General features: G+C 60.2%; 12 protein-coding genes. 5 read left to right on the forward strand and 7 right to left on the reverse strand.

What is annotated here, in order from left to right; genetic code table 11:
• Positions 1–70 precede the first annotated feature (70 nt).
• Positions 71–703 carry a TetR/AcrR family transcriptional regulator gene (locus tag E5720_RS07555; RefSeq protein ID WP_136170143.1) on the forward strand — a complete coding sequence of 211 codons (633 nt, stop codon included), beginning with the start codon at positions 71–73 and terminating at the stop codon, positions 701–703.
• A 74-nt stretch (positions 704–777) separates the two neighbouring features.
• Positions 778–1,635: a phytanoyl-CoA dioxygenase family protein gene (locus tag E5720_RS07560; RefSeq protein WP_136170144.1), complete on the forward strand. Its 858-nt coding sequence runs from the start codon at positions 778–780 to the stop codon at positions 1,633–1,635.
• Positions 1,636–1,657: 22 nt separating this feature from the next.
• On the opposite strand, the gene E5720_RS07565 is transcribed toward E5720_RS07560, so the two are convergent.
• From E5720_RS07565 to E5720_RS07585, 5 genes are all read right to left on the reverse strand, one after another.
• Positions 1,658–3,265 (reverse strand): ABC transporter substrate-binding protein, encoded by a 1,608-nt coding sequence (locus E5720_RS07565; protein ID WP_168708297.1) that lies wholly within the window; start codon positions 3,263–3,265, stop codon positions 1,658–1,660.
• Positions 3,266–3,327: 62 nt separating this feature from the next.
• Positions 3,328–4,674: a DUF1214 domain-containing protein gene (locus tag E5720_RS07570; protein WP_136170146.1), complete on the reverse strand. Its 1,347-nt coding sequence runs from the start codon at positions 4,672–4,674 to the stop codon at positions 3,328–3,330.
• 56 nt (positions 4,675–4,730) lie between these two features.
• Positions 4,731–6,107 (reverse strand): aldehyde dehydrogenase family protein, encoded by a 1,377-nt coding sequence (locus E5720_RS07575; protein ID WP_136170147.1) that lies wholly within the window; start codon positions 6,105–6,107, stop codon positions 4,731–4,733.
• Positions 6,104–6,913 (reverse strand): SDR family oxidoreductase, encoded by an 810-nt coding sequence (locus E5720_RS07580; protein WP_168708298.1) that lies wholly within the window; start codon positions 6,911–6,913, stop codon positions 6,104–6,106. Before E5720_RS07580 ends, E5720_RS07575 begins: the two co-directional genes overlap by 4 nt.
• Entirely contained in the window at positions 6,910–8,148 is a 1,239-nt protein-coding gene (locus tag E5720_RS07585) for a cytochrome P450 (RefSeq protein ID WP_136170149.1), read from the reverse strand. Before E5720_RS07585 ends, E5720_RS07580 begins: the two co-directional genes overlap by 4 nt.
• Before the next feature lie 136 nt (positions 8,149–8,284).
• On the opposite strand from E5720_RS07585, the gene E5720_RS07590 reads away from it, so the two are divergent.
• The 3 genes from E5720_RS07590 (at position 8,285) to E5720_RS07600 (ending at position 9,833) form a co-directional block, all read left to right on the forward strand.
• Positions 8,285–8,971, forward strand: coding sequence for a TetR/AcrR family transcriptional regulator (locus E5720_RS07590; RefSeq protein WP_247596217.1), 687 nt, complete (start codon positions 8,285–8,287; stop codon positions 8,969–8,971).
• An 83-nt stretch (positions 8,972–9,054) separates the two neighbouring features.
• Complete coding sequence (locus E5720_RS07595; RefSeq protein WP_136170150.1) at positions 9,055–9,489, forward strand: hypothetical protein; 435 nt, start codon at positions 9,055–9,057, stop codon at positions 9,487–9,489.
• 140 nt (positions 9,490–9,629) lie between these two features.
• Positions 9,630–9,833: a hypothetical protein gene (locus E5720_RS07600; protein WP_136170151.1), complete on the forward strand. Its 204-nt coding sequence runs from the start codon at positions 9,630–9,632 to the stop codon at positions 9,831–9,833.
• Between the two features lie 218 nt (positions 9,834–10,051).
• Here the strand turns inward: E5720_RS07600 and E5720_RS22265 are convergent, their stop codons facing one another.
• Together E5720_RS22265 and E5720_RS07605 are read right to left on the reverse strand one after the other, a co-directional pair.
• Positions 10,052–10,186, reverse strand: coding sequence for a hypothetical protein (locus E5720_RS22265; protein ID WP_281727915.1), 135 nt, complete (start codon positions 10,184–10,186; stop codon positions 10,052–10,054).
• 120 nt (positions 10,187–10,306) lie between these two features.
• Positions 10,307–11,011, reverse strand: a complete 705-nt coding sequence (locus E5720_RS07605; RefSeq protein ID WP_168708299.1) for an SGNH/GDSL hydrolase family protein — start codon at positions 11,009–11,011, stop codon at positions 10,307–10,309.
• Positions 11,012–12,138: the final 1,127 nt, after the last annotated feature.

Below are 12,138 nucleotides of genomic sequence, written 5' to 3' on the forward strand. Positions count from 1 at the left end.
CCCGACCAACTGGCAGCACGGCAGCGATCATGGCCAGTCTTTCGGGGTACTCGACAGGTAATGGGGGATCATGCCGACGAATGCCACAGTCAATGCCGAGCAGCGGAAACGGCAGGTGCTGCACACGGCAACGAAGCTGTTCGCAGAGAACGGCATGGCAGGTACGTCGATGCGCATGATCGCAAGCAGCATCGGCATCCTTCCCAGCAGCCTCTACCAATATGTGCCCTCGAAGGAGTCACTCCTGGAGGAGATCGTCATCGGCCACTTACGGGCGATGAATACCGAATTCCATCGGGTTGTCGACCGGTCACTGCCTCCGGAGCTCGAACTCGGTGAGCTGATTCGTAGGTCTCTGACACTGATCGACGAGGATCCACACTCGCCACAAATTTGCCGCAACGAAGAGAGCACCATCCGGCAACTCGACGGCCACGAGCAGATCCGGTCACTGGCGGCAAGCAACCACAAACTGTGGATAGCCTCGCTCCAACGCGGAATCAGTGAAGGCGTCTACCGGCGATCGATCGCCCCGAACGTTGCATACGAATTGATCAAAGATGGCCTGTGGCTTACCGGGCGATGGTTCCGCCCCACCGCCGAGTACACACTGGCCGACCTCTCGGTCGAATGCGTCGAGTTCTACCTCAACGCACTGATGCCGAAGCAGAGCCCCATCGGGTCCACTGCCGGAAATCCCTGAGCCGATTACTGCACCGGCCCAACAATTCTGGTGCACGCTACTTGAATGTCTCGTATATCTAAGGAGTGCCGATCATGACGCAGCCGCCCCGCCTTCACGCCTCGGAGTCGATGCAGTCAATCACCGACGCTCTGCAAGAGCATGGCGTCGTGATTGTCGAAGACCTGCTGGACCAGGACCTCCTCACCCGTTTCAATGCCGAACTCGACTACCACCTGAGCGAGAGAGCGCAGGGTGCGGAGCGTGGGTTCGTCAATGCCGTGGTGGCGGACTTTTTCGGTGAACACACTGAGCACTTGGCTGGGCTGGCAGCAAAGTCCACGGTTTTTGCCACCGAGGTGCTCACCCACCCGATTTATCGTGGAGTGTGCGACGCGGTGTTGCTACCGAACTGCGCGGCCTATCAGCTCAATCTCGGCCAGGTACTCAATCGCGGCCCCGGGGGGACTGCCCAATATCTCCACCGCGACGAAGCCGTCTGGGTCCATGTACCCAAGCCGCGGCCGACCCTTCAGTTGGCGTCCGTGGTGGCGCTGCGTGACTTCACTGCGGAGAACGGTGCCACCCGGGTGATCCCGGGCAGTCACTTGTGGGATCCGCAGCGCCAACCGACTGAGGCCGAGGCGATTCCAGCGGTGATGAAGGCAGGCTCGGGGATCATCTACCTTGGTTCGACCTTCCACGCTGCCGGCGCGAACACCACCGCCGATCAGTGGCGTCGCGGGTTGCACATCAGCTACTGCGTGGGGTGGCTGCGAACCGAGGAGAACCAGGTCTTGTCGATACCGATGGAGCAGGTGCGCGCCTTGCCGCGCGAGTCGCAGAATCTTTTGGGATTCGGCGTGCATGATGCGGTCGCGCAGCGCGGCGGCTACCTCGGCACGGTCGATCTTTCCGATCCGGTCGAACTGATCGCCGCGGGAAAGCTCTGAGTGTCCACCTAGGCGCTGATACTCAGGAGAGCCAGACTTCGTCGAGAAGCATGATGTCGGCGAAACTATGGGATGCGCCCTGAACTTCGGGTTGCCAGACCACCAGATTGTCCTGCGCTGCCAGCGGCAGAGTAGGTACCGTGTCGGTGGCCAGCGACTCGATATCATCGATGGCTGATTGAATTTCCTCCGGTGTACCTGCCTTTTGCAGTGTGCCCAGCAACTCGTCCATTGCTGGATTCGAGTACCCGGAGGCATTCCCCGTCGAGTTGCTGTGGAAGACGGAGTAGAGCTTGAGGAACGGGGCCGAATCGCGGATGCTGAGGGCGGACTGGCCCAGGTCGTAGTTCTTCTCGACGTTGATCACTCGGATGATGTCGCTGGTGGAGTTCAAGAACTCGACCTCTGCGTCGAATCCGACGGAGTTGAGCATCGCCTGGATCGCAAGTGCCCTGGCCTGCGCCTCTGGTGCTTGGCGCGTTGTGAACGTGATCTTGCCGTCGTAGCCGTCTGCTTTGGCTTCTGCCAGCAGCGAGCGAGCACCTTCGGGGTCGTACTTCGAGGCCGGGGCGCCTGTGTTCCAGCGCGACGCCTCCGAGAACAACGCGACGCTCGGACGGCCGATCCCGTCCTGAGTCCGCTCGTCGAATGCGACCGGGTCGACGGCTTTGATCAGTGCCTGCCGCACCCTCAGGTCCGACCCGGGGCGGCCTTCGGCGTTGTTGATCAACACGTCGTTGCCGGCATTCATCACATTCAGATAGCCGGGGTTACCCGCTTCGACGACGTCAGCGACGATGCCGGCCTCGACGGTGAAGAACATCTCCAGCTGGCCGGTGTTGAACATGTCCAACTGTTGTTGGCCGCCTGCCGAGGGGAGGAAACGTATGCCGTCGAGTTTCGCGTCACCACCCCAATAGCCCTCGCGTCGTTCGAGCTGAATCTGCTCGTTCGGCTTGTTCGATTCCAGCACGAAGGGTCCGGCCCCGATCGGGGTGAAGTTCTCCGCTCCATCGGACTGCGCGGCCACTATCATGCCCGGGCCCATGGCCAACATATTCGGGAATGTGGCCCAGGGAGTGGACAGTTCGAAGATCACGGTCGAGTCGTCGGGTGCCGATATCGACGAGACAGCGTTCTTCCACAGCTGAGAGTCGGGACCACGATTGGCGACGTACCGATCGATGCTCCACCGAACCGCTTCGGCGTCAAGGCTTTCGCCGTTGCTGAAGGTCACCCCGTCCCGCAAGGTCAACGTCCACGTCTTACCATCTTCGCTGACGGTGAGGTCCTCGGCGAGTTGAGGTTCGAACTCGCCGCCTTGACCGTCGAAGCGCACGAGCACGTCGTAGATTGCTGCCATCTCGGTGCCACCGGTCGAACCGGTCGCCATGGTGCGTGCGGGGTCCAGGGTTGCGGGCAGTGCCAGCGAGCCGAACGACAAGGTGCCACCGCTTACGGGTTCGCCGGCATCAGTCTGGGTTCCGACCGGCCCGCTCACGCCGGCCAACGCGTCGCCGGTAGCCGACTCTTCACTCGACGCGCATGAACTCAACAAGAGTGCGGTCGCTGCCGCGAGCACGAAAGCACCGCTCAGTCGAGGCGTACTGGAAATTCTGCGTTCAGTCACCGGTCCCCCAGTATTCAAGTGTGGCAGCCTGTCTCCGCGCCACGGAATGATTCGATTCATTGCTATATCGCTCGCGGCTCGGTGCTGGGAACTACCGTCACCTTGGGCGGCATCCAGTCATGAGTGTTGACGCTGACGTGTGGGAAGTAGATGCGGAGGGTGATTCCGAAATTCTCGGGGCGGACGGGCAGCCAGTTGCGCTCACGACCGTGCCCCGGATTTGTGGCACTGATCCAAAGATCCAGTGAGCCATCATCGTTGGCCGTCAGATCCTGACTGTCATCGAGTGCATAGCGATCGAGTTCATTGTCGAACAACTGTCCGGATGCGGAGTAGGCGGTGAGGGACCACCAGCCCCAGTCACCGTATGGCGGCAACTGGCCGGGCTCGAAATGAAGATTGTAGGTCTTTGTGCCGGTGAGCGGCTCTCCGCCCGAGTCCACCTGCGTCGACGGATAGGCCGTGACATCGACGGGGTTGGCGAATCCGCCGTGCGCAATTCTGGCGCGGTAGAGGTATTTGGTCCCGAAATTTCCGATGGACTCGTCCAGGTAGATCCAACCATCGATCGCCGTGACTCGGCGGCTCTCGTTGACCTTGCTACCGCCCATGAAACCAGGCAGCTGACCGGCTCGTTCTCGGACGGATTCCGGAAGGGCGGCCAGATCGAATGTCAATCCGGCTCCGATGCCCAATGCGGCGAATCCGTCCAGGGCCGGCTGATCTTCTGGGGCACCCGGGTTGCCGGCTGCCAGCCTGTTGAAGCGATCGAAGTACTCGCTTGCGTCCATCTTCTGAAGATGTTGGACGGGTACATAGTCGAGATCGGGCGTGTAACTCCCGCGTGGGTAGGTGTGTTCTTCGCCGTGCTGCGAGAGCGGATACAGGTCCATCGAGTCTTGGATTTTGCGCGGCTCCGCGAGGTCCTCGGGCCCGTAGCACCGGACGCGCAGGAGCAGCCAGACGAAGTCGGTCGACACCGGGACAGGGATGACATTTTCCGGCAACGCACCGTCGAATCGTGGACCGATCAGTGCGTAGGTGACTGCGTCGTTTCCGCCGACGCCCCCGGTGCCGAGCACCGCCGGGGTGTTCGAGTAGCCATCGAACGGTTGAATCGAGCAGTACCGGTCAGTTTCCGGCTTGAACAGCAGGTACGGCTCTTCTCCCAGGTCAAGGTAGGCCTGGGAGTACAACGTGTCCACGTTGGGCCGGGTGAGGCTGTGGAGGGCGGGGGTCGCCAAATCTCGGGAGTGGAACAACTGGTTGAGCGGCGCGCGATCTGCGGTGGGGGTCTCGGTGTTGGTCACCATCGCGCGGATGGTGTCCATCAGCACCAAGGGGTAGGCGTACACATACGCATCTTCGAGATCCTGGGCAGCGTCGCTGGACATATTTTCAACAGCCATGAAGAGTGCTCCATTTCGAGGTAAGAACGACTAGACGTTCGATAGCGGTCGTTCGATCAATTGATGACACGGGTGATGAGGAAATCGTCGATGCCGGCACGGCCACCCTCGCGGCCGAAGCCGCTGGCCTTGACCCCGCCGAACGGCACGTTCACATCGAGGGCGTTGTGCTTGTTGATCCACACGGTGCCGGCCTCGATTCCCTCGGCCACCTGCCAGGCCCGGTCGGTGTCGGCGGACCACACCGACGCACCGAGACCGAACTCCTGGCCGTCGATGCGCGTGAGGACTTCGTCCAGGTTGTCGTAGGCGATGATCGGCAGCACTGGACCGAATTGCTCGAGCCTGACTACATCGGCATCGTCACCGAGGTCCGTCAACACAGTGGGTGCCAGGAAGTGGCCGGGCAGTTCACTTTTCGCAGCGGACGGACCGCCTGTGACCACGCGCGCCCCACCCGCGATCGCGTCCGCGATCAGCTTCTCGACGAAGTCGCGCTGCGCCCGGGTGTGGAGCGGACCCATGGTGGTGCCGGATTCCAGGCCGTCGCCGACGACACGCTGCCGCACGTGTACTGCGAGTGCTTCGGTGAAATCACTGTGCTGTGCGCGCGGAACGTAGACGCGCTTGGGTGCGATGCACATTTGGCCCGCATTCATGAACGCCCCTGCAGCCAGTCGCTCTGCTGCCTGAGCAATGTCGGCATCCGCGAGCAGGATCGCGGGGTCGTTGCCTCCGAGTTCGAGCGTCAGTGGCGTAACGGCTTCCGCGGACTGACGGATGATCTCCCGGCCGATCTGCGTCGATCCGGTGAACGAAACCTTGCGCACCCTGCGGTCCGTCACCAATGCCTGCCCGACGCTGGGCCCGCCGGCCACCAACCCGATCACACCCTCGGGAAGGACGGAGGACAGAATCTCGACGAACTCGGTGACCACCCTCGATACTGTCTCCCCCGGCTTGACGATGACGGTGTTTCCGGCAATCAACGCCGGTGCAATCTTGGCTGCTGCCAAGTAGATAGGAAAGTTCCAGGGCACGATCGCGGCGATGACGCCGTACGGGGCGTGCACCACGGTGGCGTGGTGCCCACCGAGCACCTGCTGGGTCCGGCTGGTCTCCCACTCCACATCCGCGGCCGCGCGGAAAGCCTCGGCGGCGATCCAGATCTCCTGCTTGGCCTCGGCCAGCGGTTTCCCTTGCTCGCGGGTAAGCAACTCGGCCAACGCGTCGGCGTGTGCGTGGATTTGCTCGGTGATGAGTCGAGCCAGGTCCTGCCGGGCGGGAAGGCTGCGTCGCCACGTGGGCAGGGCGGCGGTTGCCGCGGCGATTGTTTTCTCGATCTCGACCGGGGTCGAGATGGTGGTCTCAGCCACGACCTCGAGGGTGGCCGGGTTGACCGAGGTCAAGACGGATCCGATTTCCTGTGTCATGTGTTGCCTCCCAAGGGGTTCATCAGGGTGAAGATCTGCGCGCCGTAGCCGCCGTCGACGGGTAGGTCCACGCCGTTGATCCAGCTGGCGGACGGTGAGGACAAGAACACGATGGCGTCTGCGATCTCGCCTGGATCTGCATGGCGGCCGGACCAGTCTCGGGCCCCGGCGATCGCGTCGGCACCCATTGCCTCGGTGAAATCCTCCAGCAGCGGGGTTTGCACGGTGCCCGGTGAGACGGTGTTGGCCCGCAGCCCGATGGCACGGTTTTCGGTGGCGGTAGCGAGCATATTCACCACTGCGGCTTCCTTCGATATTTGGTAGCACGCGCCTTGAATGTCCGGGTGGGAGTCGAACAGTGCATATGCCTGATCCCAATCCTCTTGCGCCAGAAATGCTTTGACGCGCGCATAGTTGGACCGCCAGGCGAAACCGGCCTGGGATGCCGTGGTGACCACTGCGGCCGACTCACGAAACTTGGGTAGCAGCAACCGCGTCAGATCCCGCGGTGCCAGTGCGTTGACCGCAAGCACCTGCCGCCACGGGCGGGTTGCAGCGACCCCCGCGTTGTTGACCAGAACGTCGATTGGCTCGGTGATGGCATCGGCAACCTCGCACACACCGTCCCGCGTCGACAGGTCGGCCTGGATCAGAGTGGCGACCCCTGGCATCGAGGACGCATCAGCGTAGGCAATATCGACGCCGATCACTCGTACTCCCGACGCGGCCAACTTCGCTGCGGTGGCGGCACCAATTCCTGTTGCGCAGCCGGTGACTACTGCCGTGCGTTCGTGTGTCGCGGTCATCGCGGCTGCACCGGGCATGTCCCGTAGCTCACCGGCAGCGATTTCACACTGTTGATGAACGAGGAGTTCAGCCGGCTCGGGGGCCCGATCACGCTGATATCCGGCATCTGTTCGGCGATAGCGTCGTAGATCAACTCGATCTCCATCCGGGCGAGGTTTGCACCGATGCAGTAGTGCGCGCCGGTGCCACCGAAACCCAGGTGCGGATTCGGGTCGCGGCCGATATCGAAGGTGTGGGGATCTTCGAACACGGTCTCGTCGTAGTTGGCCGAGGCATAGAGCATCAGTAGGCGATCGCCCTTGCCGATGGACTGCCCACCCAACTCGGTATCCCGGGTGGCGGTGCGCTGGAAGGAAAACACGGGGCTGGACCACCGAATGATCTCGTCGATGGCAGTTTTGGGCCGCTCGCGGCGGAACGTCTCCCACTGCTCGGGGTTGTCCTGAAAAGCCATCATGCCGTGGGTGATGGCGTTTCGGGTGGTCTCGCTGCCCGCGACCATCAGCAGCACCACGAAGTAGCCGAATTCCAAGTCGGTGAGCGCACCGTCCTCGTCCTGCGCGCGGACCAGCGCGGTCGCGATGTCCTCTGCCGGGCATTCCCGCCGGTCCGCCGCCAGACCCATCGAGTACTGCATGACCTGGCCGATCGCGGCGACGGGATCGCCGATGATGTCCGGATCATCGCGGCCGGTCATGATGTTGGACCATTCGAAGACCTTGTGGCGCTGCTCCTGAGGAATTCCGATGAGTTCTGTGATCGCTTGCAGCGGAAGCTCGGCCGCGATATCTGCGACGAACTCTCCAGTGCCATCAGTCAGTGCGTCGGCAACGATCTTGTTGGCGCGGGCGGACAGCGCATCGCGCAGCTTGGCGATAGCTCGGGGGGTGAAGCCCCGGGAGATGATCTTCCGCAGCGCAGTGTGCTCCGGCGCATCCATATTCAGCATGATTCCGCGATTGGCATCGATGGCTGCGCGTGGGACATGGTCGGAGTAGCGAGCGATGGCGGTGTTCTCCCACGAGGAGTACAGGTCACTGTCCCGGGACACCTCTTGAACCAGGGCGTGAGTGGAGACAACCCAGTAGCCCTCGTCCTCGAAGCCGCCGATACCACTGGGCTGCTCGTTCCACCACACCGGATGGTTCTTCCTCAACTCAGCGAAAAGCTCGTGGGGAATCCCGTTGTTGTACAGCGCGGGATCGGTGACGTCGATCCCCTTCGGCAGGTTCATATCGAATCCTCACGGGCAGATTGGTAGACCGATCGGTGCGCACCAGGCACCGACCCGAACTAATCCGGATACGTTAACGAGTTTCGTTAACTGGGTGATGTAGGTCATAGTAACGGAGTTCGTTAGGCTGTCAACCATGAGCATTCATCCACTGAGTGCCGAGCCTGATTCGGCGCGTGAGCGACTGATGCGGGCGGGCGAGACTCTGTTTGCGGACAATCGTCCGAATGGTGTGCGTCTGCGCGAGCTGAACACGCTCGCGGGCGTACGGAACGACTCTGCGGTGCACTACTATTTCGGGTCCCGCGAAGGGCTGCTCGAGCAGATCGTGGCTGCACACATGGCGGATGTCCGGCAGCGGGTGGACGAGTGCACCCAACAGCTATGCAGCGGCGATCAGTCCTCGCCCGCCGCCGTCCGGGACGCGATCGCCGCCCTCTCCATCCCCTACGCGGAGAAGCTCAGCTCGGAACGTGGCCGCCGCTTCATCCAAATCATGGCCCGCGTTTACGAAGAGCCTGGCAGCATGCCGGAATCGCGCTACATCCCGTCGAGCGCCAGCGCCATGAACCAGATCCGTCGCAGCCTTCCCAGCGTCCCCCCAGATGTGCTCGACGAACGTGTCCGGCTGATCACCAAATTTGTCATCGCCTCATTCGCTGCGCGCACCAGAATGCCAGCGGACGCCCCAGGGAGGCTCGACCTGGACTCTTTCATCGTCAATCTGCTCGATATGGCAACCGCCGCATATTTCGCCGTAGTGCCAGAGCCGGGACACTGGCCCGAGAACTGGCCGCGGGTGCACGCCGAGACGCTGGATTGACGGTTGCCACACGCGCCAGAGCCCCGATCCGGCAGGATGAAGACTCGGTCTCGAAATGTCCACGGTAGGACGGGTGATTGCGGATGAAACGAATCCTGAACGTGCTGATCTTCGTCTGCTTCTTCGCGGTGCTCTTCATCGTCTTGCTCGCGGTGATCAATTCATCCCGGGACACCACATCGCCCACCCTCGCCGATGAATCGTTCGTGATCCAAGGTCAGCCGACGACGTGCAGCTCGTTGTTCGGGCAGCCGTGCGACTTCGACCTTCAAACCGAGTACAACATGTGGGGGAACGGACTCGAATCCTTCGTCGACTCGGGCGTGCTGGGGCCCTACGCCGCCGACATCGGGTTCGTGGATTCCGCGAAACTGAGTTTGCAGGCGTGCGGGGTTGCCCGCACCGCAGGAACAACCGTCCTGGACTTCAACGATCTCGCTCAGCGCGATCACCCTGACGCCACCAGTGCGCAGCTGTTCCCGTTCTGGAACCAGACTCGACAGGAATTGTGCCCTTAGCACTGCAGGTGAAGGTGGTTGCGGCATCGATCGTTTCATCCGACAGCTCACGTCAAGCGTCTCTTGTCCTTTGACAGCACCGGCGGAGCCGGGTCGGTTCAGTCTTGTAACGTGCACTCGTTCTGCGCGATAGCTCCAGCATGAACAAGTTGAGAGTTGCCACAGTTGCGGTTTCGGTGCCGTTGATCTTGTTCGTCACTTCGGGTGTAGCCAATGCAAGTCCCGGCAGTGGTCCGGTTACGCCTGAGTGGGTGCCCAACTGGCTGTACCCGGTTTACTACGCGGTTTGGGGATTCTTCTATCAACTCCAGAACGGCATCAATCCGTTCAATCCGGGCACCTAACGATTACAAGGTCTCAACTGATCATGGCAGCGAAAGAGCCGATCTCAGTGTGAGTCTCGAGCGCCCGTGGACGCTGCGCTCGATCAACCCTCGGACCACCGGCGCATCACGTCGGTGGTCCCGTCATTGTGCGGATGCTTTGCCTTATGGCAGTTCATCGCGCTTCGAGGCCGGGGTGGAGGGTTGCGAAATCGGAGCTCATGGGATCTTCCCTCTCCCTAGCTCTCGGTGGCGGCGAGTTCAGTTCCGTTCTGCATCTGCCAGACCTCGCTCGGCAGCGTCGTCCCAGTTTCCAAGTAGAACTTGAGGTTTGCCAGCACGGTCGGCCAGCCTTGCGCGATACCGTCGAGCATCTCCTTGCTGGGAACGTTCGTGTGGCTGACGGTTCCTCAGCGACTGCCCGATCATCAAACCAATGCAGACCTCGTCAAAGGCGAGAACCGAAATGACCGAAAGCTGACACGATCTAAGTGCTAAAAGTTACGGACTCCTATTATTTGTAGCGAATCGAGAACTCGACCAGCGACGTAGGCATGCCCCTTAGCATTCAGAAGCGAACCGTCCGAATCTCCATAATACTGCTGACTGTTTTCATCCGTAAACCACTTTGCACCTAGCGGATTTATGAAAGGAACCTGCGATTCCAGGGCAGTTTCACCAATTGGGGTGGATACGCGATTCAGGAGTTCACCACCAGGCATTGGCCGCGATGGGCCCATGACGATGATTTGCACACCGGGCCACGTTGTCCGCGCCGCATTAATGGTTTCCGCAACTCTTGCCTTCAGGAAATCCGGTGCGGCTAGGTGGTCGCTCTGGCCACCTTGAATCAGAAGTACGTTCGGCACGAAATCGCTTGATGCTCCACGACGATTTATGCGGCTTATGAAGTCTTTCCCATCCATACCATCCGGCCCGCCGCCCCACGTAAAGCCCGTCCCACCTATACCATCGATCTCGCTAGGCCAACCAAGTCTGCGGGAGACAACTTGGGCAAATCCCTCTGACCGCGGCTGCGCGTTAACGCCCAATGTGTAAGCATCCCCCAAAACTAGCAACCGAGGATTCTCAGGCAGAGTGAACATCGGCCGGTTCGGATCAACCGGGGCGACATAAGGCGCTGAGACAGTTGCTTGCACCTCGTTCGCTCGCTGGTTGCCGTACAAGACAGTGGCCACGATCGCCACAATGGTGAATGCGACTACACCCAGTAACGCAAGAAACTTTTCTCGAGGTGCGAGAAATCGTGAACGTCTGGGTAAAAGTTTAGCCATGATACTCATCATGCCTTACTGAACCGTGCGATCGTTAACCGAAACACTCATTGCAAGCAAGTTTTTTATACTGGAAAATCATCATCTAGATGCGAACCAAGGTGGCTAAGGCATTCCTCAGCAGCTGGCTTGAGGGCGCCCTTGCCGTCAGAGTTTAGCCTGGCTATTGATGCGGAAAAACGCTACATCCTGCATGCGCCCAGGGACTAAAATCACCGATTGGCCACTATCGACGTTCACCGCTAGCTGAATAAACCGCTGGCATTACAACCCACCAGACTGGGCGAGCATTGATCGCGATCCTCACCGAAGTGCACTGCATAAGGAGGGCTGCAACAAAGTCAACCAAAATGTCGCGCACTGTACGCGCAGACCTACTTCATGACTATAGATTCGTTGATGAAAACGGTGGCCCCGATACGTCAGTCAGAACATCCCTTCCAGGAACTGATGACTAGAGAACAGTACAAAGAGCACGCTACCCACGCACCTCGACAAGCAGTCGGTGAATAAGGGCATCAAGACACCCCCCCCCAACAAAAAAGAAAATTCAAATCATTTTTCGCTACGTCGAAACTCCCTCAGAACGGAAATACCAAATTGGACGTTTCCAAAAACATATCTACGCCAGAGCCTCCGCGGCTCCGATGCCAACCGATAAATCCATTCCAGTCCATACCGTTGGAGAAATACAGGCGCCTCCCGAACAGTTCCTGCATAAAAATCGAAGGCTGCACCAACTCCTAGACACGGGATGCCGAGTTCATACGCCAAAATTGCACAAGCGTAATCTTGCTTAGGAGAGCCTAGACCGACCCAAAGAATATTGGCGCCGGATTTGCGAACTTTCGAAACACACGTGTCATAGAATGCTTGGTTCAACGGACCGAATGGCGGTGAATACGAACCCGCAATACTGATTCCAGGTAACTCAATCGTCGACCTAGTTTCGATTCTCTGGAGATTATCCTCAGTGGAGCCCAAGAAATAATGACGGAGCCCTACCGCCCTTCCCTCATCTAAAATCTTAA

The organism is Rhodococcus sp. PAMC28707 (assembly GCF_004795915.1).
In the GTDB taxonomy this organism is placed as follows: Bacteria; Actinomycetota; Actinomycetes; order Mycobacteriales; family Mycobacteriaceae; genus Rhodococcoides.

Bases quoted from the DNA above. Each gene is read 5' to 3' on its own strand.
- E5720_RS07555 (WP_136170143.1), top strand. From the start codon at position 71: ATGCCGACGAATGCCACAGTCAATGCCGAGCAGCGGAAACGGCAGGTG.
- E5720_RS07560 (WP_136170144.1), top strand. From the start codon at position 778: ATGACGCAGCCGCCCCGCCTTCACGCCTCGGAGTCGATGCAGTCAATC.
- E5720_RS07570 (WP_136170146.1), bottom strand. From the start codon at position 4,674: ATGGCTGTTGAAAATATGTCCAGCGACGCTGCCCAGGATCTCGAAGAT.
- E5720_RS07575 (WP_136170147.1), bottom strand. From the start codon at position 6,107: ATGACACAGGAAATCGGATCCGTCTTGACCTCGGTCAACCCGGCCACC.
- E5720_RS07580 (WP_168708298.1), bottom strand. From the start codon at position 6,913: ATGACCGCGACACACGAACGCACGGCAGTAGTCACCGGCTGCGCAACA.
- E5720_RS07585 (WP_136170149.1), bottom strand. From the start codon at position 8,148: ATGAACCTGCCGAAGGGGATCGACGTCACCGATCCCGCGCTGTACAAC.
- E5720_RS07590 (WP_247596217.1), top strand. From the start codon at position 8,285: ATGAGCATTCATCCACTGAGTGCCGAGCCTGATTCGGCGCGTGAGCGA.
- E5720_RS07595 (WP_136170150.1), top strand. From the start codon at position 9,055: ATGAAACGAATCCTGAACGTGCTGATCTTCGTCTGCTTCTTCGCGGTG.
- E5720_RS07600 (WP_136170151.1), top strand. From the start codon at position 9,630: ATGAACAAGTTGAGAGTTGCCACAGTTGCGGTTTCGGTGCCGTTGATC.
- E5720_RS22265 (WP_281727915.1), bottom strand. From the start codon at position 10,186: ATGCTCGACGGTATCGCGCAAGGCTGGCCGACCGTGCTGGCAAACCTC.